At 38.4% G+C, this 23,597-nt stretch carries 16 protein-coding genes; 13 read left to right on the top strand and 3 right to left on the bottom strand.

Annotated elements, in window-relative coordinates; all coding sequences use genetic code 11:
- From AACZ92_RS04965 to AACZ92_RS04945, 5 genes are all read left to right on the top strand, one after another.
- Window positions 1-226: DUF5929 domain-containing protein (locus AACZ92_RS04965; protein ID WP_339697766.1), on the top strand; the 226-nt coding region annotated here is incomplete at its 5' end.
- A gap of 57 nt (window positions 227-283) precedes the next feature.
- Window positions 284-1,423 (top strand): SPFH domain-containing protein, encoded by a 1,140-nt coding sequence (locus AACZ92_RS04960; RefSeq protein WP_339697763.1) that lies wholly within the window; start codon window positions 284-286, stop codon window positions 1,421-1,423.
- 186 nt (window positions 1,424-1,609) lie between these two features.
- A complete protein-coding gene (locus AACZ92_RS04955) occupies window positions 1,610-2,701 on the top strand; it encodes a DNA helicase PriA (RefSeq protein WP_339697760.1) in 1,092 nt (363 codons plus the stop codon).
- On the top strand, window positions 2,698-3,423 hold the full coding sequence (locus AACZ92_RS04950; RefSeq protein ID WP_339697757.1) for a metallophosphoesterase: 726 nt from the start codon (window positions 2,698-2,700) through the stop codon (window positions 3,421-3,423). The genes AACZ92_RS04955 and AACZ92_RS04950 overlap by 4 nt, the downstream gene beginning before the upstream one ends.
- A gap of 123 nt (window positions 3,424-3,546) precedes the next feature.
- A complete protein-coding gene (locus AACZ92_RS04945) occupies window positions 3,547-4,536 on the top strand; it encodes an acyl-ACP desaturase (protein WP_339697754.1) in 990 nt (329 codons plus the stop codon).
- Window positions 4,537-4,698: 162 nt separating this feature from the next.
- On the opposite strand, the gene AACZ92_RS04940 is transcribed toward AACZ92_RS04945, so the two are convergent.
- The 3 genes from AACZ92_RS04940 to AACZ92_RS04930 all read right to left on the bottom strand — a co-directional run bounded on the left by AACZ92_RS04940 (window position 4,699) and on the right by AACZ92_RS04930 (window position 7,455).
- Entirely contained in the window at window positions 4,699-6,252 is a 1,554-nt protein-coding gene (locus tag AACZ92_RS04940) for an aldehyde dehydrogenase family protein (RefSeq protein ID WP_339697751.1), read from the bottom strand.
- Window positions 6,253-6,348: 96 nt separating this feature from the next.
- The gene (locus tag AACZ92_RS04935) at window positions 6,349-6,885 is read right to left on the bottom strand and encodes a 3-hydroxyanthranilate 3,4-dioxygenase (RefSeq protein ID WP_339697749.1); all 537 of its coding nucleotides are present in this window, start codon (window positions 6,883-6,885) and stop codon (window positions 6,349-6,351) included.
- A gap of 60 nt (window positions 6,886-6,945) precedes the next feature.
- Complete coding sequence (locus AACZ92_RS04930) at window positions 6,946-7,455, bottom strand: CAP domain-containing protein (protein ID WP_339697746.1); 510 nt, start codon at window positions 7,453-7,455, stop codon at window positions 6,946-6,948.
- A 206-nt stretch (window positions 7,456-7,661) separates the two neighbouring features.
- Between AACZ92_RS04930 and AACZ92_RS04925 the strand changes: the two genes are divergently transcribed.
- From AACZ92_RS04925 to AACZ92_RS04890, 8 genes are all read left to right on the top strand, one after another.
- The gene (locus AACZ92_RS04925) at window positions 7,662-8,732 is read left to right on the top strand and encodes an isoaspartyl peptidase/L-asparaginase (RefSeq protein WP_339697743.1); all 1,071 of its coding nucleotides are present in this window, start codon (window positions 7,662-7,664) and stop codon (window positions 8,730-8,732) included.
- Between the two features lies 1 nt (window position 8,733).
- Window positions 8,734-9,036, top strand: a complete 303-nt coding sequence (locus tag AACZ92_RS04920; protein WP_339697740.1) for an antibiotic biosynthesis monooxygenase — start codon at window positions 8,734-8,736, stop codon at window positions 9,034-9,036.
- Between the two features lie 255 nt (window positions 9,037-9,291).
- Entirely contained in the window at window positions 9,292-14,850 is a 5,559-nt protein-coding gene (locus AACZ92_RS04915) for an MG2 domain-containing protein (protein WP_339697737.1), read from the top strand.
- A gap of 93 nt (window positions 14,851-14,943) precedes the next feature.
- Window positions 14,944-17,253 (top strand): penicillin-binding protein 1C, encoded by a 2,310-nt coding sequence (pbpC, locus tag AACZ92_RS04910; RefSeq protein ID WP_339697734.1) that lies wholly within the window; start codon window positions 14,944-14,946, stop codon window positions 17,251-17,253.
- Between the two features lie 102 nt (window positions 17,254-17,355).
- Window positions 17,356-17,850, top strand: a complete 495-nt coding sequence (locus AACZ92_RS04905) for a transcriptional regulator (RefSeq protein WP_339697731.1) — start codon at window positions 17,356-17,358, stop codon at window positions 17,848-17,850.
- A gap of 12 nt (window positions 17,851-17,862) precedes the next feature.
- On the top strand, window positions 17,863-18,993 hold the full coding sequence (locus AACZ92_RS04900) for an efflux RND transporter periplasmic adaptor subunit (RefSeq protein ID WP_339697728.1): 1,131 nt from the start codon (window positions 17,863-17,865) through the stop codon (window positions 18,991-18,993).
- 6 nt (window positions 18,994-18,999) lie between these two features.
- Complete coding sequence (locus tag AACZ92_RS04895) at window positions 19,000-22,137, top strand: efflux RND transporter permease subunit (RefSeq protein ID WP_339697725.1); 3,138 nt, start codon at window positions 19,000-19,002, stop codon at window positions 22,135-22,137.
- A gap of 18 nt (window positions 22,138-22,155) precedes the next feature.
- Entirely contained in the window at window positions 22,156-23,556 is a 1,401-nt protein-coding gene (locus AACZ92_RS04890; RefSeq protein ID WP_339697722.1) for an efflux transporter outer membrane subunit, read from the top strand.
- Window positions 23,557-23,597 lie beyond the last annotated feature (41 nt).

Genomic DNA, 23,597 nt, shown 5'->3' with positions numbered 1-23,597 from the left:
TAATGCATTGGTAAAAAAACTGAAAAAGAATGCCCGCCTTACCCCTTCCGAAGAAAAAGACCTACAAAACCTACCAGAAACATATTTAATCTGTTATTTAAACGATTTTTCGGAAGCTAAAGAAAAGCTGTTGGAAGCTAAACCATATTTAAAAGAAACAAACGGGAAGGTATATGAAGCGTACAAGGAAACGGTTCGAATATTAAGGAAGGTGCGGTATAATTAACATTGCATTAAACTAAATTTTATATCTTTAATGTTCAATCATTAAAACCAAATAAAAATGGGCATATTCGACAAAATCAAGGAAAAACTGAGCCACGAATTTATAGATATAATTGAATGGCTAGACTATACAGATGACACTATCTGTCATCGTTTTGAACGCTACCAAAACGAAATAAAGAATAATGCCAAGCTCATTGTACGTGAAGGGCAAACTGCTGTTTTTATAAATGAAGGACAACTGGCCGATGTTTTTGAACCCGGAACCTACACGCTAAACACCAAGAACCTGCCCATTTTAACTACTCTAAAAGGATGGAAGTATGGTTTTGACAGCCCCTTTAAAGCCGAAGTGTATTTTGTAAACACACATTTATTTACCGATGAAAAATGGGGGACCAAAAACCCAATCACATTAAATGATGATCGATTTGGTTTGGTTGAAATTCGCGCCTTCGGAACCTACGCCTTCCGAGTTAACGATCCTGGAAAGTTCATCGTCGATATTGTTGGTACGGACAATAACTTCACCAATTTTGAAATAAACGAACACCTTAAAAGCCTAATCGCCACTCGTTTTACCGATACCGTAGGCGAAGCAAACCTTCCAATTGAATTGTACGCCGCTAACACCACAGAACTTTCCGAAACATGTAAAGAAGTAATGGAACCAGAGTTTAACAGCGTGGGGATTGGTCTAGAAAAATTCTTTATCGAAAACGTCTCTATGCCCGAAGACTTGAAGAAAGAAATCTTCGAATACAGCCGTATTGATAAGTTAGATTTAGATAAATTGACCAAGTTTAAAACCGCTAAAGCCATCGAAGCTGCTGCTGCCAACGAAGGAGGGACAGCTGGTGCCGGAATGGGAATGGGAATGGGCTTTGTACTTGCACAACAAATGGGCGGTATGATGGCTCCACAGATGGGCGGACAGCAACAAATGCAACAACCTCAACAACAAGCAGGCAGTATACCACCACCGATGCCGCAAGCGGTTCAATATTTTTACGCCACTAACGGACAACAAAATGGCCCAGTAGGTTTTGAACAACTACGGGCACTTTTTGCCAGCCGTACTGTTAACAAGGATACCCTCGTCTGGAAACAAGGCATGCAAAATTGGGTTGCACTTCAAGAAGTGGAAGAGTTAAAAGCCTTTTTAGGAGGAAATACACCACCGCCGATCCCGGAATAATTAGTTTTCGGTGGTTTCGATACAATTTTTGTTTTTTGCGTTGCAAAAGCACAAAAATCACTCAACCACCTTTATGTAAACCTGAATCGAGGTGGTTGAGTGATTTTAAAAAGATGCAGAGCAGCATTTTAAAATAGTATCGAAACCACCGACCAAAGCATCACCCGTGCCCTTTCACAATAAAACATGCAACAACCCAAGCAACAAAAATCCGAACTTAAAAAATCCTGTGTTAATTGTGGGGCAGAACTTCGGTACGCCCCAGGTACCACCAGTTTAAAATGTGACTATTGTGGTTATGTACAAGAAATAGAACCAGCCGAAACCACTTTTGAAGAACTTGAACTAAAACCATATTTAGAAAAGCTAGGTAGTCAATCGCATAGCGAGGAAATTACCATGTTGCAATGTAAAAGTTGCGGAGCTGAACAACATATTGAGGAAAATTATAAGTCATTACATTGCGTCTATTGTGGCTCGCCACTCATTATTGAAGATGCCAAAAAAGAATCCTGGATCTTACCAGGAGCAGTACTCCCTTTTCAAATTAATCAACAAAAAGCACATCAAATCTTCAAAAAATGGGTAAAAGGCCTGTGGTTTGCTCCAAACGATTTAAAAAAGGCAGCTATCGATCCGCAATTTACCAAAGGGCTTTACGCGCCGTATTGGACCTTCGATGCTCAATTGTATGCCGATTATTCTGGGCAACGGGGGGAATATTATTACGTAACTAAAACAGTGGGCAGTGGAAAAAACAAACGTACCGTACGAGAAAGACGTACTCGTTGGTATCCAGCTTCTGGGAATGTTTCAGGGTTTGTAGATGATACGCTAATTAAAGCTTCAAAACAACGCTCTGGAGTTATTCCTTCTAAGGTTGCTCATTGGAATTTAAAAAACCTTAAGCCTTTTGATAGTAGTTTTTTAGCAGGTTTTGTAACCGAAAAATATACAATCCCATTGCATGACGGTCATTTAGGAGCCACTAAAGAAGCCCGAAATATAGCCGACAACTGGGCAAGACGAGATATTGGTGGAGATACACAACGAGTACATTCCATCGATATGAAATTGAGTGATGAAACCTTTAAGCACATTCTGCTTCCTATTTATGTAAGTGCATATAAGTTTAAGGGAACACGATACAACTTTTTTATCAATGGCCAGACTGGTACGCTTTCAGGAAAACGACCATACTCATTTTGGAAAATTTTCTTTTTAGTCCTCGGTATTCTTTTGATAATCGGTACAATTATATATATTTCTAACTTATGAGGACATTAGTTATTGGTGATATTCACGGCGGATTAAGAGGATTAAAACAGGTTTTTGAGCGTATGGACTTGCAAACAGACGACCGCTTTATCTTTGTAGGCGATTACGTAGACGGTTGGAGTGAAAATGCTGAAACCATTTCATATCTAATTAATTTTTCTGAAACATATGAGTGTGTTTTTATTCGTGGTAATCACGATGCACTACTTTATAATTTTCTGAAAAAAGGCGATAATAACCCCACTTGGTTGCAACACGGTGGCGAGTCTAGTAAAAAAAGTTACCAGAACCTTTCCGAAGGGGAAATTGAAGCGCATATAAACTTCCTCGAAAACCTACGTAATTATTTTGTTGATGAAGAAAACCGACTTTATCTACACGCAGGGTTTACCAATCTTCACGGTCCAGAATATGAATATTACCCCAATATGGTGTATTGGGATAGAACGTTATGGGAGCTAGTTTGTGCATTAGATAAGTCTATTCCCGAAGACAGTGACAATTATCCAAAAAGGTTAAAACTCTATAAAGAAATCTACATTGGCCACACTCCTGTTACTCGCGTCGGTTTTTCGAAACCCGCTAACTTTGCCAATGTATGGAATGTAGATACCGGAGCGGCATTTAAAGGAACTGTTTCAGTAATAGACGTTGACACTAAGGAGGTTTGGCAAAGCGACCCAGTATGGGAACTCTACCCAAATGAAAGTGGCAGAAATTAAGACTGTTTTAGTAGAGTTTCATTTATAGCTTTGTATCTTTACAAGTAGAGTTGAAGTGATGTTTTCCCTGCCCGAATTACAAGCGGGTTCAGAAAAAGCACCACATCTAAAATTTCAAAACGAATGATTCTTAAAAATAAACGTCTTGAAGTCATGAAAACGGTTGAAAAATCGGTAGATGACTATGTGAAAAATTATTTAATTCCGGTTGAGGAAATTTGGCAGCCAACCGATTTATTACCAAATCTTCAAAGTGAGAATTACATGGAGGAGCTTACCCAAATGCGGGAAGAAGCTAAAGAATTACCGTATGATTTTTGGGTGGTTTTAGTAGGCGATATGGTTACAGAAGAAGCACTACCCACCTATGAATCTTGGTTAATGGATATGGAAGGCGTGGATCAACATGGCCGTGATGGCTGGTCTAAATGGATACGGCAATGGACCGGGGAAGAAAACCGACACGGAGATACGCTAAACAAGTATTTATACCTCTGCGGAAGAGTAAACATGCGTGAAATTGAAATCACTACCCATCACCTTATCAACGATGGTTTTGATATTGGTACGGGGCGAGATCCCTACCGTAATTTTGTTTACACTAGTTTTCAAGAGTTGGCTACCAATATTTCGCATAAGCGTGTAGGACAATTGGCTAGAAAAAAAGACAATAAAATGCTTGCTAAAATGTGTAAGCTTATTTCAGGAGATGAAATGCGTCACCATTTAGCATATCGTGAATTTGTAAAGACCATTTTAGAATATGATGCTAGTGAAATGATTCTCGCTTACGAAGATATGATGAAAAAGAAAATCGTTATGCCGGCACAGTTTCTACGTGAATCTGGTGAAGGGATTGCTTCAGCATTTGAAAACTTTTCAAATGCCGCACAGCGATTGGGTGTCTACACCACCTTCGATTATATTGACATTATGGAAAAACTAAATAGCTATTGGGAAATTGACAAGCTGAACTCTTTGACAGATGAAGCTGAAAAAGCTCGTGATTATTTAATGAAACTTCCAAGCAGAATGAGACGAATCGCCAATCGTATTTCCATTCCGCAAGATCAAACACAGTTTAAGTGGGTGGAGAACAATGGAATTGTTTAAAAAGAAGAAAAGCTACTTCGGTGAAAGGGCATAGAATATAGATTTTCTTACTATCAAAATTTAAAAAACCCGTTGCAAATTGCAGCGGGTTTTTTAGTCTATACTCTATGTTCTAACAGTTTTGCTGCTGGTCAAGCAGCTAAACGGTCTAACTTCTAACTACTACAAATCAAACTTAATTCCTTGCGCTAAAGGCAATTCAGTTGTATAGTTGATTGTGTTCGTTTGTCTTCTCATATACACTTTCCACGCATCACTACCACTTTCACGGCCGCCTCCGGTTTCTTTTTCACCACCAAAAGCACCACCAATTTCTGCACCAGAAGTACCGATGTTTACGTTAGCAATTCCGCAATCTGATCCTTCTACAGAAAGGAAACGCTCTGCTTCTCGCAAGTTATTCGTCATAATAGCTGAAGACAGCCCTTGACGAACTCCGTTTTGTAATTCAAGTGCATCAGAGACATCACCTTTATACTTCATAATGTAAAGTACAGGTGCAAATGTTTCGTGTTGTACAATCTCAAAGTGATTTTCCGCTTCAGCAATGGCTGGTTTTACGTAGCACCCACTTTCGTAACCTTCACCTTCTAAAACACCGCCTTCAACTAAAACAGTACCGCCTTCTTCAACTACTTTATCCAATGCATGTTGATAGTTTTTTACGGCGTCTTTATCGATAAGAGGGCCTACGTGATTGTTTTCATCTAATGGGTTTCCTATTTTAATTTGTTTGTAAGCATCTACAACAGCACTTTTTACTTTATCATATACATCCTCGTGTACAATTAAACGACGAGTAGAAGTACAACGCTGCCCACATGTTCCTACGGCACCAAATACAGCTCCGATTACAGTATTTTTAATATTCGCATCTGGTGTTACAATGATTGCATTGTTTCCACCAAGCTCTAATAACGTTTTTCCTAAACGGCCAGCAACTTCTTTAGCTACAATTTTTCCCATTCGAGTAGAACCCGTAGCAGAAATTAAAGGAACTCGCTCGTCTTTAGTCATCATTTCACCTACAGTATGATCTCCTGTAATTAAACAAGAAATTCCTTCAGGCACACCATTTTCAGAAAACACGCGCGCTGCAATATTTTGACAAGCAACAGATGTTAATGGGGTTTTTTCTGAACCTTTCCAAATACAAGCATCTCCACAAACCCAAGCTAAAGCTGTATTCCAGCTCCAAACGGCTACAGGGAAGTTGAACGCTGAAATAATACCAACTACTCCAAGAGGATGGTATTGCTCATACATTCTGTGTCCCGGACGCTCGCTGTGCATTGTTAAACCGTGTAACTGACGTGAAAGACCCACTGCAAAGTCACAGATATCGATCATTTCCTGTACTTCACCAAGGCCTTCTTGGTAACTTTTTCCCATTTCGTAAGAAACTAGCTTTCCTAATGGTTCTTTTAAACGACGAAGTTCGTCATTAAATTTTCTAACAATTTCTCCTCGTTGTGGAGCAGGAAGTTGTCTCCATTCCTTAAAGCCTTCTGTTGCTGTAGAAATTACTTTTTCGTAATCCTGTTTTGTGGTAGCAGAAACTTTTCCTATCAATTTTCCATCTACTGGGGAATAAGACGCTATTTCTTCTCCATTGGAGAACCAATTTGCACCGGTTGAAGTACCGTTGTTTGTTTCGTTTAATCCTAATTCTTTCAATGCTTCTTCAATCCCGAAGCTTGTGGCTACTGTTGACATATTTTAATAAGATTTTGTTCGCTATTTTTAATAAATGCGAAGGTACGTAATCGAAGTTAGAATTTGAAATTAAAGGTATTATCTTAAAACGAGATGCTAATCTGCAGTAAATCGATCATCGGCTTCCATTACGGTGCCACAATTGTTACAAGTGCGAAGCTCTTTAGAATTGTAAAAGTGCTTAAAGTGTTTCAGAAAATCTTTTTCAATATCATCCAATTCAAAATACACTTCATATAATTTATTGTTGCAGTTGTCACAAAACCACAGAAGGCCATCTTTTCCTTCTAAATCTTTACGTTTACGTTCCACAACCAATCCAATAGAGCTTTCTTTTCGAACAGGAGAATGCGGCACTTTTGCCGGGTGTAAATACATATCACCAGGGCCTAGTTTCATGGTTTTCTTTTCCCCTTCATCTTGAACGTGTACTTCAATTTCACCTTCCAATTGGTAAAAAAGCTCTTCTGTTTCGTTGTAGTGATAGTCTTTACGGGCGTTTGGACCAGCTACGATCATAACAATATAATCGCCAGCATCTTTGTAAAGGTTTTTATTTCCAACAGGTGGTTTAAGTTGCTCCCTGTTTTCTTCTATCCATTTAGTAAGATTAAAAGGTTTTTTAATAGCCATAGCCGTATTTTTTATGTTTCCATAAAAATACGGCAAAAGCTATAAACAAAAAAGTGGGAATTATTTTTTATAAAAAAGTTGGGTAAAATAAACTCTTCCATCAGGAGCTTCTATAACTCCAAAGCCGGAATGAGTGAAATTACCTTCAATATTAGCAAGGTGACCTGGACTATTTATCCAAGCGTTTACCACTTCCTCAGCAGTTGGATAACCGAAAGCCACATTCTCGCCAACAATTTTTGCACCTCTATCTTTCAATCCTTTTTTTCTAACATCAAAATGATCGTGATTTATTTCCTCAAGGTCAATCATATAGAAGGTATGATCTACCGCATACGCAGAAGCATATTGTTGATCGCGTTTAAGAGGTGTTAGTCCTTGAGAAGTTCTGTGCTCGTTAACAAGGCTTAAAATTTCATCTGCCATCTCCCAGTCGGTTTCATTGGCAAGGTTTAAATCGATTGTGTAATCTTCGGTTGTTTCTTCAACGATTACATCTGTGTCTTTGCTACAAGATGTCACAGTACAAAAAAGTACCATGGCCAGTAGGCTAGTTTTTAGTAGATTCATAAGTACGGGGGCATCAAATTTGGGGCATGATGCTGAATCAAATATAGAAAAAAACTTACAAAAAAATACACTTAATCGAATATATTATGCACTTAATCGATAATTAACGTTATTTTTACTTTTTACAAACATCATTAAAAGAACGCTGAACCTCTGAAAACATTGGAATTTCCATTATATTCGTATGTCTTAAAACTCATTATCTTATGAAAAAAACTTTAACACTTTTAATCGTATTTTTTGTGCTTTTCAGCTGTAAAAATGAAAAAAATGTGTCAGAAAATTCTGATAATTCAACTCAAAAACAGCAAAATGATGCACCAACTTTCGGAATTGTAATCCATGGAGGAGCTGGAACCATCCTTAAGAAAAACATGAGCGATTCTTTAGAAAATGCTTACAAAGAAAAATTGGAAGAAGCTATTAAAGTAGGTCATATAGTTTTAAAAAATGGTGGCTCTGCTATGGAAGCCGTTACTAAAACCATCAATGTTATGGAAAATTCTCCTTTATTTAATGCCGGAAAAGGAGCTGTATTTACTCATGAAGAAACGAATGAACTAGATGCTTCGGTAATGGATGGCGCTACCTTAAATGCAGGAGCCGTTGCGGGCGTTACGCAGATTAAAAACCCAATAGACTTAGCTTTAACGGTAATGAACGACTCGCCACACGTAATGCTTAGCGGAAAAGGAGCCGAACGCTTTGCTGAAGAACAAGGGTTTGAGCTTGTAGACCCCTCATATTTCTACACCGAAAAAAGGTTCCAGTCCTTACAACGAATTAAAGACAAAGAAAAAGCAGAATTAGATCACGACTTTAAAGTTACATTTGCTGAAGACCCTTTTATTAAAGACTCAAAATTTGGAACCGTTGGATGTGCAGCTCTTGATAAAAACGGAAACTTAGCTGCTGGAACCTCAACAGGAGGCATGACCAACAAACGCTGGAACCGTATTGGTGATGCTCCAATCATTGGTGCCGGAACCTATGCCAACAATGCTACGTGCGCGGTTTCCTCTACCGGTTGGGGTGAATTTTTTATCCGTGGGATGGTTGCTCATGATATTTCAGCGATGATGGAATATAAGGGTTCAACCCTTCAAGAAGCTGCTGCAGAAGTTATTCAGAAAAAACTGCCAGACTTAGGTGGTAATGGCGGTATTATTGCTATTGATAAGGATGGAAATGTGTCTATGGAATTCAATACCGCCGGAATGTACCGTGCTCATATGAATGCCGATGGAGATTTAAAAATAGGTATATATAATGAGTAACATGGAATCATCGTACTACGCAGTGATATTTACAAGTCAGCAAACAGAAAACATAGAAGGCTATGATGAGATGGCTCAAACCATGGAAAAGCTTGCAAAACAGCAGCCAGGATATATAGGCATTGAAAGTGCAAAATCACAAATAGGAATAACCGTAAGCTATTGGAAAAATCTTGAAGCCATTAAAAATTGGAAAGCTAATCTAGACCATCAAATGGCTCAAAAGTTAGGCAGAAAAGAGTGGTATACTTGGTACAAAGTACGAATTTGTAAAGTAGAGCGGGAATATGAATTTAATATGTAGCCTTAAAATAAAATTACAACCTGCTTTCCCCTTATCTTGTGTTCTAAGCAAAGCATTGTTAAACTCTTCCTAAATGTTAAAATTTCAAATACGAAGCTAAATTGTTTTTCCGTTTCATTAAAAGCTCCCTTCCAACATTTTATCAAAAAATGAAATCCCCCTGAAAACAAGGGTTTTTATGCCTTTAAAATAGCAGCATTTGTTTGTTGTTAGGTCACATTCTTTATACTTTTAAAACCGCTAAAACCATCAATTATGAAAAATCTGTATTATGCATTAACCGTGATTTTCCTACTTTCCCTTTCCGCTTGTAGTGATAAAGATGAAAGTTCAGAAACCGATAATCTTTTTAAGTTTAAAGATTATATTTCATACAATACCTACGGAAATAAAAGCATTGCAGAGCCCATTCATATTGAGTTACAGCAACCTTTAGAACAGTTTGAACTTACCCAAGAAATTGATACAGATTATGTGGAAATCTCACCTTCAACCAAAGGAAAACTCATTGTTGAAAACGGAAGAACGTTGGTATTTACGCCTACCGAATACCTAAAACCAGATACCGAATATACAGTCACCTTAAAACTGAACAAACTTTATGATGAAGTAGGAAAAGATTTTAAAGAATACACTTTTAGCTTTAAAACCATCAAACCCAACTTTAAAGTCGATTTAGGTAACCTTCAATCGTACAGCAAAAAATGGCAGTATGTAAATGGAAGCATAGAAACATCAGATGTTATTACGTTGAAAAAAGCCAAAAAGCTAGTTTCGGTACAACAGGGCAATAAAAAGTTGAAACTTCAATGGCCTTCGGAAGGGGAATATGCCAAATATTTTAGCTTTACTATTGATAGTATTCAACGAAAGATAGACGATTCTGAAATTGAAATACGCTGGAACGGCGATGCGATAGATTCTGAGATAAAAGGGGAAAATATGTTTGCGATTCCTGGTCAGAACAATTTTACAGTCGTTGATGTAGAAAGCACCCTTTCACCACAAACCTCGCTTTCTATTAATTTTTCTGATCCGTTGAAAGAAAATCAGGATTTTGCTGGGCTGGTTACAATTGATAGCATCAAAAACCTTCGTTTTGAAGTAAACGGTAACGTTTTAAATATTTACCCAGATACACGAATTACTGGCGATGCCAGAGTAACTATTTTCAACGGAATTAAAAACACCGAAAACTTCGGCTTAAAAAAAGAATTTTCCGAACTGGTTTCTTTTGAAGAACTAAAGCCTGCTATCCGGCTTATTTCAAAAGGGACAATTTTGCCTAATGCCAACTCAACTCCATATTACTTTGAAACGGTTAACCTTTCAGCAGTTGATGTACGCATTATAAAGATTTATCAGGATAACATCCTTCAATATTTACAAACGGCAAACCTGAACAGCAACAATGTGTACGATATAAAACGCGTAGGAAGGCGCATCGCAAAAAAGACTATTAATCTCACTGAAAATTCGATTGGCAGCAAGGGTACTTGGAAAGCCCATGCTTTAAATCTTTCTGAATTTTTTAAGACAGACCCAGGTGCTATCTATCGTGTAGAGCTTAGTTTTAAAAAAGAATATACTACGTATGATTGTGCGGAAATTACTTCCGAAGAAACAGAAAACGAAAATTATTATGTCAGCACAGACGAAACCTATGAAGATGAACTGGAAGAGCAATATTGGGATAACGAAATTTACCGATGGCGCGATTATACCTATAATTGGCAGGAAAACGATAACCCTTGCCATCCCGCTTATTATAATCAAGATCGCATAATTAGCAGCAATGTATTGGGAAGCGACCTCGGTTTAATTGTTAAGGAAAGCAGCAACCGTTCCTATCATTTTATCACCAACAATCTACTTACCACAAATCCTGAAAGCGGAGTAAAAATCAAGCTCTATAATTATCAACAGCAATTGGTAGAAACTGTTATGACAGATTCTGAAGGGATGACCCTCTACGATAGTGAGAAAAACATCGCTTTTGCCGTTGCTCAAAAAGGAAACAACTATGCCTATGCCAAACTGGAAGACGGAAAGGCTTTATCATTAAGTAAATTTGATGTTTCAGGAAAACAATTACAAAAAGGCATTAAAGGCTTTTTATATACGGAAAGAGGCGTACATCGCCCTGGTGATAGCATTCACTTGACTTTTGTGCTAAACGATATCACTAATCCATTACCCAAAAACCATCCCGTAAAACTAGAAGTAACCGACGCCCGAGGAAAACTTGTACAACGTTCTGTCTTAAGGAACACAAGTTCTTTTAATGAAATAGCTAAAAGCAAAGAAGGTTTCTACTACTTTCCTATTACTACTCAATCTAGTTCCCCAACAGGCAATTGGAATGCTACCGTAACTGTTGGTGGGGTAAAATTCAATAAAACACTAAAGGTTGCCACGGTAAAACCCAACCGCTTAAAAATAAAGTTAGATTTTGACGATGAAATCCTCGATGCCAGCAAACCGGTAAAAGGAACCGCTACAGCCGCTTGGTTACACGGTGCTCCCGCCCGGAACTTGAAAGTAGAAATGGACGCCACACTTAGAACAACTGCTACAGCTTTTAAAGAATATCCTAATTATCAGTTTAACGATCCCGTGCGTACTTTTAATAAAGTAGAGATCCCAGTGTTGGATACCAAACTGTCTTCGGAAGGAAGCACGGCGTTTTCAAAAGATTTTGAGATTAGTGGGAAAGCTCCCGGTATGCTCCAAGCCACTTTTTTAACCAAGGTTTTTGAAGGCGGTGGCGATTTTTCAATTGATGTGTTTTCTAAAAACTTAGCGCCCTATTCACATTTTGTAGGGTTGCGCTCGCCTGAAGCCCATAAATACGGTTCGTATTTTACAGATGAAAACACAGTTTTTGATGTAGCAACTGTCGATGCCCAAGGAAATGCAAGTGCAAACCGCGAAGTAGAAGTAAAAGTATTTAGAATTGAATGGCGCTGGTGGTGGAACCGTGGTAATGATAATTTATCCCGCTATGAAAATGCAACCGTTCACAAACCCGTTAAGAATTTTAAGGTCACGACCAACAGCAAAGGAAAAGCTAATTTTACTGTTAACATTCCTGAAGATGAAGGCGGTCGGTATTTAATTCGCGTAATTGATAAAGAATCGGGTCACGCCACAGGTCGCGTTGCCTATTTTTACCGCAATTGGTGGAAGGCCCCAGTTGAGGGCGATGCCGAAAGTGCTAAGATGTTGGTTTTTTCCGCAGATAAAGAAAAGTACAATGTTGGCGAAGAAGCCTTTATAACCTTTCCTTCGGGGAGTGAAGGTCGAGCGTTAATTAGTGTGGAAAACGGCACTGAGGTTTTAGCAACGCATTGGATTGAAACCAAAAAAGGGGAAACCAAAGCTGCAATCAAGCTTACCAAAGAAATGACACCTAATATATATGTGAATATTTCCTTGTTGCAACCGCATGCACAGACCAAAAACGATTTGCCCATTCGTTTATATGGCGTGATTCCGTTGTTGGTGGAAGATGCTTCAACCATCTTAAAACCTGAAATCAATTTGCCAAGTGTATTGAAGCCAGAAGAACATTTCACTGTGAATGTTTCCGAAGCAAATAACAAACCGATGACCTATACATTAGCCATGGTCGATGAAGGTCTATTGGATCTTACTCGCTTTAACACCCCCGAAATTCACAAAGCTTTTTACACTCGTGAAGCCTTGGGCGTTAAAACATTTGATATGTACGATGATGTAATTGGTGCGTATTCTGGAAGTGTGGATAATATCTATGCTATTGGTGGTGGCGATGTGGCTGCCGGTGCCAAAAATAGAAAAGCTGACCGATTTAAACCCGTGGTAAAATATATAGGTCCGTTTAGTTTGAAAGCCGGTGAAAAAGCATCGCATACGCTCACTATGCCTAATTATGTCGGTTCAGTTCGTACCATGGTTATTGCTGGTGACAACTCAAAAAGTGCCTATGGGAAAACTGACGAAACAACACCGGTACGAAAGCCATTAATGGTGCTAGCCTCACTTCCTCGGAAATTGTCCCCAGGTGAAAAAGTAACGCTTCCAGTAACCGTTTTTGCGATGGAAGAAAAAGTGAAAAATGCTATCATTACTGTAAAAACTGGTGATGGGTTAAAACCAATTAATGGTACTTCAAAAAACATATCATTTCCATCGGTAGGTGAAAAAATAGTGAATTTTGAATTTGAAGTATTACCAACTTCCGAAATACAAAACATTGAAGTGCTGGCTTCTGGAAATGGAGAAAAAGCGAGTTATAAAGTAGAGATTGATGTAGAAAACCCGAATCCTATATCACAAAAAACTACTCAATACACGTTAACGGAAAACGGAAATGAAACCATCAATTTTGAAACCTTCGGCGTGTCGGGAAGTAACGGAGCCATGCTCGAATTTTCTACCGTCCCACCAATGAATTTTGGCAAACGGATGGAATATTTAATTCGATATCCACACGGTTGTGTAGAGCAAACTACCTCAGCAGCCTTTCCACAATTATTTTTAGCCGACGTGTTTGATATTACGTACGATAAGAAACAAGACATTCAGAAAAATGTAGAATCCGCCATCAGAAAGTTGGGGACGTATCAAAATACCTCTGGCGGTCTCAGTTATTGGCCTGGCGAACGGGAGGCAGATGAGTGGAGTACCAATTACGTTGGCCACTTTATGCTAGAGGCGAAGCAAAAAGGATATGCCTTGCCCATTTCGTTTTTAAGTAGTTGGTTGCAGTTTCAGAAAAATACAGCACGGCAATGGCGCAATAGCAGTACGAGTTACAATTCCAGTTTCACGCAAGCGTATCGGTTGTACACCTTGGCACTGGCTAGTCAACCCGAATTAGCAGCAATGAATCGACTTAGAGAGTCTAAAAACCTGAGTAATAATGCCAAATGGAGATTGGCAGCGGCTTATGCTTTAGCTGGGAAAAAGAACGTAGCTGAACAAATTTCGCAAACGGCAAACATCAGTTTTGAACCTAAACGATATGATTATTACACCTATGGATCACCTTTCAGAAACAAAGCAATGGCTTTAGAAACGATGGTAGCTTTGGGAGATTCAAGACAACGGGACATGGCAATTTCCGTAGCGAAAGAATTATCATCACAACGTTGGTACAGTACACAAGAAACTTCCTATGCTTTGTTAGCTATGGCAAAAATGATCAATAAAAATGGTGGGAAAGCGATGGAACTCACTTACACGGATAATGGAAAAACCAAAACGATCAAAACCGAACGTGCCGTAGCGCAACGAGAACTTGGGTTTTCTATGGGTGGTAACTCAGTTTCCGTTTCCAATAAAAAAGGAAATGTAGTCTATGTTACTTTAATTCAGCAAGGAAAACTTCCGTTAGGAAAAGAGTTAGCAGAGCGAAAAAACCTTACCATTCAAGCGCAATATTTAGATGGTACTGGGGAAAAAATTGACGTTTCTAAATTACGTCAAGGAACAGAAATTTCTGCAACCGTTACAATTACCAACACTTCAAACGACCATATCAACAACGTGGCGCTCACTAAAATTTTTCCAAGTGGGTGGGAAATTGTCAACACTAGTTTTACTGAGCTTGGTGGCGGCGCGAATGGCGAGGCACGTTATACCGATATTCGTGATGACCGAGTCAATTTTTACTTCGATTTACGAGCGAAGAAGTCGAAAACGTTTACGGTAAAGTTGAATGCTTCCTATTTAGGAACCTATTATTTACCCGGAACACAAGTAGAAGCAATGTATGACCGTAATTATTATGCGCGTAATAAGGGGATGTGGGTTGAGGTGGAAAAGTAAAATATCACTTATATAAAATGTTGAAATTAAATTTTGAAAAGGGAAACGAACGTAAAAGCCTTCATTAAAAAACACAAGTTCAAACTTAGTGTCGTGTTCGTGGTTTTCCTTGTTTGGTTGCTTTGTCTTCCTTCCCAATTGTTTAAAACACCTACCTCAACCGTGGTTGAAAGTCGGGAAGGAATTATGATGGGCGCTCGTATCGCCGATGATGGGCAATGGCGATTTCCAAAGATCGATTCGGTGCCTCATAGATTTGAGCAATCTATTTTATATTTTGAAGACGAGTATTTTTACAGTCATCCAGGTTTTAATCCGGTTTCCATTGCAAAAGCTCTTTGGCAAAACATCACTACCGATTTTTGCAGAGGTGGAAGTACACTCACCCAACAAGTAATCAGGCTTTCCCGTAAAAACCAAAAACGAACGTATTTTGAAAAATTGATTGAAATATTCCAAGCTACCAGATTAGAAGCGGGAAATTCAAAAGATGAAATTTTAAATTTATATGCTTCGCATGCGCCTTTTGGCGGAAATGTAGTAGGATTGGAAACTGCCGCGTGGCGTTATTTTGGTATTCCGGCCAGTGAATTGAGTTGGGGACAATCGGCTGCTTTAGCAGTTCTACCTAATGCACCGGCTTTAATCTTTCCGGGTAAAAATGAAACTATTTTAAAACAAAAACGAGATAGGTTATTATTAAAGTTATTTCAGAAAAATGTAATCGATAAAACAACATATGAATTGGCAATTGCCGAACGATTACCTGGCAAACCGATGCCGCTTCCTGAAATAGCCCCTCATTTAACCGAAAAATCCCGGATTGAGCATCCTGGTAAACGCATACAAACCACAATAGACCTTTCCTTGCAACAAAAAACCAATCGCATTGTAAAAGAGCATCATTTTCAACTAAAACAAAATCAGATTCATAACCTTTCGGTTTTAGTTTTAGACGTTAACACCAAAGAAGTTATAGCCTATGTAGGCAACGCACCTACTACAAAAGAGCACAGTAATTATGTTGACATAATCGATAAAAACCGAAGTACCGGAAGCGTATTGAAACCCTTTCTGTATTCTGCTTTGTTGGATGCCGGCGAATTATTGCCCAATATGTTGGTTGCCGATATTCCAACAACTGTAAATGGCTACAGCCCTGAAAATTTTGACAACACCTTTAACGGAGCTGTTCCGGCGAGTGTGGCTTTATCCCGTTCCTTGAATGTGCCCGCCGTTAGAATGCTTCGGGAATATGGGCTGCAACGGTTTTACAATCGGCTGCACGACGTTAAATTAAGCAGCATCGGTCATCCTGCCGATTATTACGGCTTATCCTTGATTCTTGGCGGAGCGGAAAGTTCATTATGGCAAGTTACCAATGCCTATGCGGGACTGGCTTCGACTTTAAATTATTTCAATTCGTCTTCTAGTGAATACCGTCCGCACGAATTTACTGAACCCATTTATGTAAAAAACAAAAAAGCTAACTTCGGAAAAAAACAGCCAAATCCTTCTGTTTTTAATGCAGGCGCTATTTACGAAGCTTTTACCACTATGAAAGAAGTGAATCGTCCGCAAGGGGAAGAGAATTGGAGTTTTTTCAGTAATTCACATCCTATTGCATGGAAAACGGGAACGAGTTTCGGTTTTAAAGATGCGTGGGCTGTGGGCGTTACCCCAAAATATGCTATTGGAGTTTGGGTAGGTAATGCCGATGGAGAAGGCCGTCCAGGTTTAACTGGAATTGAAGCCGCGGCACCTGTCTTGTTTGATGTCTTAGAGGTTTTGCCATCTACTTCAAAATGGTTTGCGACACCATACGACGAACTGACTGAAGCTGAAATATGCCAAAAAAGTGGCCATTTGGCCAATGTTTTTTGTACGGAAACGGTTTCAGAATTTATTCCGAAGAACGGGTTGAAAACAGAACCTTGTCCATATCATCAAAAAGTGTTTTTAACTGCTTCGGAAACTGCGCGCGTAAACTCATCTTGTTATGAGCTTTCTGAAATGAAACAAAAAAGCTGGTTTGCCCTTCCGCCTGTCATGGAATATTACTATGCACCATTACATCCCGAATATAAGCCCTTACCTACTTTTAAAAATGATTGTTTGCAAGAAGGAGAAAATTTGATGGAGTTTATAGTTCCGAAGAAAAACGAAACCATTTTATTGGCAAAAGATTTTAACGAAACCACACAAGAATTAATCTTCAAACTCGCACACCGCGACCCAGAACGAACCGTGTATTGGTATTTGGATTCAGAGTATATAGGGTCAACCGAAACTTTTCACGAGATTTCCGTTTTAATAAAACCGGGAGCTTATCTATTGACTGCCACCGATGCCCAAGGAAATGAAGTGAAGCAACACATAAAAATTGCCTTAGCAACTAACTAAAAAATGTATGTATTTCTTTTGAATTTCATTTAACAAAAGTTTAGCATGTAATTGGTTCGGTGATTTCCGAACCAATACTATCTTTGCTTAAAATTTATTTTAATGCAGAATATTTCAGAAGAAAAATGCAAACTCGTTGAAGAACTAGGTTTAAACTTTGAAGAAAAGCACAACCTACCCCCTCTTGCTGGTAGAATTTATGCGTTTATGATACTTTCTAATGTTGAAGGTCACAGTTTTGAAGACATTATAGAAATAACATGTGCAAGTAAAAGCTCTGTTTCAACCAACCTTAATTTATTGGTACAATTAAAGTTTATTGAATATTTCACAAAAACTGGAGATCGCAAACGGTATTTCAGAACGACTAAAAATTATCTGCGGATTACCTTGGAAGAATATCTCGAGTCTATTGAAAAAGAATTGAATTTGGTCAAAAAAGTGAATTCTTTCAACAAAGAGCACAATCCAGAAAAGTTCAAAAAAAATAAAAATCTTGGACTCATATTTCAAGAATATTTAACCACACAAAAAGAAAATTTAGAAACCACCATTAAAAAAATGATCGCGTTTAATAACGAATTTGATCAACTGTAAATTTAACTAGCTATGAAAAAAACGCAAATATTAATCTTGCTCTTTATATCATCCCTGGCATTGACTTCCTGTGGAAATGATGAAAAACAACAAGCTCAGGCTGCACAAGGACAACAAAAATTAGGTTTCCCTGTTGTAACCATACCTACAAAAACGGTAACTGCATACACAAATTACCCTGCAAGTATTGAAGGGATCGTGAACAGTGAAATTCGAGCAAAGGTTTCGGGTTATATATCTAATGTCATGGTCGACGAAGGTCAAAAAGTACGTAAAGGCCAGTTGCTTTTTAAGCTTGAAACACAATCTTTAAGTCAAGACGCAGCCGCCGCTAAGGCAAATGTAAACGCAGCACAAGTGGAAGTTGATAAACTAAAGCCTTTGGTTGAAAAGAATATTATTAGCAATGTACAGTTGGAAACCGCTAAAGCAAAATTAGAGCAGGCAAAAAGCGGCTATAATAGTATTGCTGCCAATATTGGTTATGCAAATATTAAAAGCCCGGTCGATGGGTATGTGGGTTCTATTCCGCTTCGGGAAGGTGCTTTGGTAAGCCCTAGCTCGCAAACACCTTTAACTACAGTAGCAGATGTGAGCAAAGTATATGCTTATTTCTCGTTGAATGAAAAAGAATACTTAGACTTTATACAAAATACAGAAGGCGAGGGTTTAGAAGAAAAAATAAATAACCTTCCAAACGTTAGGTTGGTATTGGCAAATGGTAATCTTTACGAACACGAAGGGAAAATTGAAACAATTAACTCTCAAGTAAACGTAAATACAGGAACCGTTTCATTTAGGGCAATTTTTTCAAATCCTAAACGGTTGCTTTCCAATGGATATAGTGGGAAAATACAAATTCCGCAAACGTTTGAAAATGCCATTGTAATCCCAGAGTTTTCAACTTATGAGAGACAAGGGAAATTATACACCTACAAAGTTCAAGGAGATAGTATTGCGGTTTCTACCCCTATTGAAATTACCGATCGGGTAAATAATTTGATTATAGTACAATCAGGTATTAAAGAAGGTGATAAAATTGTTGCCAAAGGAGTTGGTAAATTACGAAATAACGCACCTATTACTCCTCAACCTGTTTCTTTTGACAGTATCGCTAAAGGGTTAGAACAAGCATTTAAATAAGAAAGTATGTTAAAGATATTTATTGAAAGACCGGTATTATCAACCGTAGTTTCCATTATATTGGTGATTTTGGGGGTTTTAGGAATTACAACACTCCCTACCACGCAGTACCCTGAAATTGCACCTCCCACAGTTCAAGTAACAGCAAACTATCCCGGTGCCAATGCACAAACAGTTCTGGAGAGTGTGATCATTCCTATTGAAGAACAAATAAACGGGGTGGAAGGAATGACATATATTACTTCTACAGCCAGTAATAGTGGTCGTGCAAGTATACAAGTGTTTTTTGATCAAGGTACCGATCCCGATATTGCAGCAGTAAACGTACAAAACAGGGTGGCGCGTGCTAATTCTTTGCTTCCTGTTGAAGTAACACAGTCTGGGATAATTACACAAAAACAGCAGACAAGTGCTTTAATGTTTCTCACCACGTATTCTGAAAATGAAGAATACGATGCAACTTATATTCAAAACTATTTGAATATAAATGTGCTTCCAGAATTAAAACGTATTAATGGCGTGGGTGACGTTAGTGTATTCGGAAGTAAAAATTACGCCATGCGTATCTGGCTGCAACCTGAAAAACTTGCCGCCTATAACTTGGTTCCAACAGATATAACGACCGCTATTGACGAACAGAGCCGTGAAGCCGCTGCAGGGGCTTTAGGACAGAATAATGCTGAATCATTTGAATATGTCTTAACCTATTCCGGTCGTTATAAAGAAGAATCTCAATATGAAGATATTGTAATCAAAGCATTGGATAATGGGAAGTTTTTGACCTTAAAGGATGTTGCTGAAATTGAATTGGATGCTGAAGGATATAATGCCATTTCATTCACCAATGGTAATCCAGGTGTAAGTATGGCGGTTTACCAAACGGCAGGATCAAATGCCCAGGAAATTATTGAAATTATCCATGAAAAAATGGGAGATCTTTCTGCAGATTTTCCAAAAGGGATGAAATATGTAGTGAATTTTGATACCAATGAATTTTTAACAGCCTCGATAGACAAAGTACTAACCACTCTTTTTGAGGCATTTATATTAGTTTTCATTGTTGTGTTTTTGTTTCTTCAAGATTTTCGTTCTACATTGATACCTGCTATTGCTGTACCTGTTTCCATTATCGGGACTTTCTTTTTTCTTAATTTATTTGGTTATACAATTAACCTTTTAACGCTTTTTGCGTTGGTATTGGCTATTGGTATTGTGGTAGATGATGCCATTGTGGTGGTGGAAGCTGTGCATGCCAAACTTGAGGAAGGATCAGAAAATGCGTTAAAGGCAACCCGTTCGGCGATGGATGAAATTACCGGAGCAATTGTTTCCATTACGTTGGTAATGGCTGCGGTATTTATTCCTGTAACTTTTATTACAGGCCCTACAGGTGTGTTTTACGAACAATTTGGCGTTACTTTAATGGTTGCCATAGGTATTTCGGCAGTGAACGCATTAACATTAAGTCCTGCCTTAAGCGCACTTTTCTTAAAACCTCATACTGAAAAAGGTAAAAAGAAAAATTTATTACAACGGTTTTTTACTGGGTTTAACGCTGGTTTTAAAGCAACAACCAATAAATATGTTAAATCACTAGGGTTTTTATATAAGCACAAATGGATAACAGCAGTCATACTTATCGCAGCTACCGGTGCAATTTTATGGGCAGCCAAGACTACCCCAACCGGTTTTGTACCTGATGAAGACCGTGGATTGATTTTTGCCAATATTGAGCTTCCCGCAGGTGCAACATTAGACCGTACAGTTGGTGTACAAAAAGAGCTGGAAGCAAAGGCCAAAAGCATTCCTGGAGTTAGCGATATCTCATTAGTAAGTGGTTTTAGTATTATTAGTGGTGCCGGCAGCAATTATGGGATAGGTTTCATTAAACTGGATAATTGGAGCGAACGGGAAGAGGATTCAAAATCAGTAGAAGCCATTACTGGCCAACTATTTGGAATTGCCGCTACCATCCCCGATGCCAATATTTTATTCTTTGCACCTCCTTCGGTGCCTGGTTTTGGAGCATCTTCGGGTTTTGAATTGCAAGTTTTGGATCAGTCTGGAGGAAGTTTTTCTGAACTGAGCCAAGTAACCCAAGAATATTTACAAACACTTTCACAACGTCCGGAAATTCAATATGCTCAAAGCTCTTTTAATGTAAACTACCCGCAATATGAAATTGATGTAAATATTTCAAAAGCCAAAGAAGCTGGTGTGTCGGTAAGTTCTATTCTTTCTACTTTACAGGGTTACATAGGTAGTATTTATGCCGCTAATTTTTCACGTTTTGGAAAACAATATCGAGTATATGTACAAGCATTGCCAGAAGATCGAGCTACCACCGAAAGTTTAAACAGTATGTATGTTAGAAATGATTCCGGTACTATGGCACCCATTACAGAGTTTATAAACTTAAAACGGGTATATGGCCCACAATCGGTTACACGTTTCAATCTCTTTAATTCTGCAAGTGTAAATGGAGCTGCAGCACCGGGATATTCTTCGGGTGACGCAATTGCAGCAGTTCAGGAAGTAAGCGAAACTGCTTTGCCTCAAAATTATTCTGTTGGGTTTTCAGGATTGACAAGAGAAGAAATTAATGCAGGCAATCAAACCACATTTATATTCTTGTTATGTATTGTATTTGTTTATTTTATTCTATCTGCTCAATATGAAAGTTACTTAATTCCTTTTGCGGTCTTGCTTTCTTTACCTGTTGGTGTAATGGGGGCTTATTTAACAACGAAATTTGCAGGATTAGAGAATAATGTCTATTTCCAAATTTCGTTAATCATGTTAATAGGATTGCTCGCTAAAAATGCAATTCTTATTGTAGAATTTGCCATACAAAGGCGAAGGTCGGGTCTTAGCCGCATGGAAGCGGCTTTTGAAGGTGCAAAAGTACGGTTACGCCCTATCTTAATGACCTCTTTCGCTTTCATTGTTGGGCTATTACCATTAGTGTTTTCATCAGGGATTGGAGCTCGTGGAAATAATGCCATCGGTACAGGAGCTGTTGGAGGATTATTTATAGGGACCGTGCTTGGAGTATTTATTATTCCTATTCTCTATATCTTTTTCCAATGGCTTCAAGATAAAATAAACGGAACCACCAAAAAAGAAGCTGTAGAAGCAAACTAATTTTTGAAAACTGAAAAAATGAAACAAGTTAAAATAATAAAAATTTCAGCAATTGCCTTGGTTTTCTTAATACTGCAATCTTGCTTTGTGGCCAAAGAATACAGTAGGCCGGAAACTGTTGTAGAAACTGAATATTACCGAACAGACAAACTGCCTCAAGATAGTTTATCTTTGGCTTCAGTTTCTTGGAAAGAATTGTTTACCGATGCCCAACTTCAAAATTATATTGAAGAAGGGTTGCAGAACAATATCGACATCCGTATTGCCATACAACAGATTTCAGCTGCCGAAGCTTACCTTAAACAAGGAAAAGCAGGTTATTTCCCAACGTTGAATGGAAATGCGACGTATACCCGACAAGAACTTTCAGAAAACAGTCAATTTGGAGGGCAGTTTTCTTCCTTAAATCAATATCAAGTAAGCGGTGGCCTTTCTTGGGAAGCCGATATCTGGGGGAAAATACGCAGTAACAAACGTGCTTTTCAGGCTTCCTATTTACAAACAGTTGCAGCACATAAAGCTGTGAAAAGTAGATTGGTGGCAAATATTGCATCTACGTATTATCAATTGTTGGCTTTGGACGAACAAATTCAAATTACTGAAGAAACCATTAAAACCCGATCCAATAGTTTGGAAACAACCGAAGCTTTAAAAGAAGCCGGTAATGTAACCGAAGTAGGTGTTAAACAAACCGAAGCACAATTATACACTGCTCAAGCCATACTAATCGACTTAAAAAATGAAGCGAGATTATTAGAAAACACCATGTCTATTTTATTGGGAAGCCCAGTGAAAGAAATCACTCGGGGTGAATTGGATAAGCAACAAATAAATACCGAACTAAAAACAGGCGTTCCTGCTCAATTGCTAAGCAATCGTCCCGATGTAATTGCCGCAGAATATAATCTTGTGAATGCTTTTGAGCTAACCAATGTAGCAAGAAGCAGTTTTTATCCTTCGCTTACCTTAACAGCAACAGGAGGATTGCAAAGCTTGGATGTAGACGATTTATTCAGTGCTAGTTCTTTATTTGCAACAATTACAGGAGGGTTAATGCAGCCTATTATTAACGGCCGAAAAATACGAACTCAATACGAAGTATCGCAAGCGCAACAAGAACAGGCTCGTTTGAACTTTAAGTTCGCAATTTTAAATGCTGGCAAAGAAGTTTCAGATGCGATGTATTCGTATGAAGCAGCTACCGATAAAATTGAGGTAAAAGAAAAAGAAAATGAAGCCTACTCTTTAGCAACAGATTATTCCCAAGAATTGCTGGATAATGGGTTGGCAAACTACTTAGAAGTTTTAACTGCCCGTGAAAATGCGTTAAACTCAAGTTTAGATTTAGTAAATGCAAAAAATAGCCAGTTACAAGCCATTGTTAACTTGTATGAAGCCTTAGGTGGCGGCTGGCAATAGATCATAGTTTTCATGATTGGTTGATTGTTGATTCCTGCTCT

Source organism: uncultured Marixanthomonas sp., from assembly GCF_963974425.1.
Classification (GTDB): Bacteria; Bacteroidota; Bacteroidia; order Flavobacteriales; family Flavobacteriaceae; genus Marixanthomonas.
This window is presented reverse-complemented; position numbering and strand designations above follow the sequence as displayed.

What these genes read in the sequence shown, in the direction of transcription:
- AACZ92_RS04960 (WP_339697763.1), top strand. Translation starts at nt 284, where the DNA reads ATGGGCATATTCGACAAAATCAAGGAAAAACTGAGCCACGAATTTATA.
- AACZ92_RS04955 (WP_339697760.1), top strand. Translation starts at nt 1,610, where the DNA reads ATGCAACAACCCAAGCAACAAAAATCCGAACTTAAAAAATCCTGTGTT.
- AACZ92_RS04950 (WP_339697757.1), top strand. Translation starts at nt 2,698, where the DNA reads ATGAGGACATTAGTTATTGGTGATATTCACGGCGGATTAAGAGGATTA.
- AACZ92_RS04945 (WP_339697754.1), top strand. Translation starts at nt 3,547, where the DNA reads ATGATTCTTAAAAATAAACGTCTTGAAGTCATGAAAACGGTTGAAAAA.
- AACZ92_RS04940 (WP_339697751.1), bottom strand. Translation starts at nt 6,252, where the DNA reads ATGTCAACAGTAGCCACAAGCTTCGGGATTGAAGAAGCATTGAAAGAA.
- AACZ92_RS04935 (WP_339697749.1), bottom strand. Translation starts at nt 6,885, where the DNA reads ATGGCTATTAAAAAACCTTTTAATCTTACTAAATGGATAGAAGAAAAC.
- AACZ92_RS04930 (WP_339697746.1), bottom strand. Translation starts at nt 7,455, where the DNA reads ATGAATCTACTAAAAACTAGCCTACTGGCCATGGTACTTTTTTGTACT.
- AACZ92_RS04925 (WP_339697743.1), top strand. Translation starts at nt 7,662, where the DNA reads ATGAAAAAAACTTTAACACTTTTAATCGTATTTTTTGTGCTTTTCAGC.
- AACZ92_RS04920 (WP_339697740.1), top strand. Translation starts at nt 8,734, where the DNA reads ATGGAATCATCGTACTACGCAGTGATATTTACAAGTCAGCAAACAGAA.
- AACZ92_RS04915 (WP_339697737.1), top strand. Translation starts at nt 9,292, where the DNA reads ATGAAAAATCTGTATTATGCATTAACCGTGATTTTCCTACTTTCCCTT.
- AACZ92_RS04905 (WP_339697731.1), top strand. Translation starts at nt 17,356, where the DNA reads ATGCAGAATATTTCAGAAGAAAAATGCAAACTCGTTGAAGAACTAGGT.
- AACZ92_RS04900 (WP_339697728.1), top strand. Translation starts at nt 17,863, where the DNA reads ATGAAAAAAACGCAAATATTAATCTTGCTCTTTATATCATCCCTGGCA.
- AACZ92_RS04895 (WP_339697725.1), top strand. Translation starts at nt 19,000, where the DNA reads ATGTTAAAGATATTTATTGAAAGACCGGTATTATCAACCGTAGTTTCC.
- AACZ92_RS04890 (WP_339697722.1), top strand. Translation starts at nt 22,156, where the DNA reads ATGAAACAAGTTAAAATAATAAAAATTTCAGCAATTGCCTTGGTTTTC.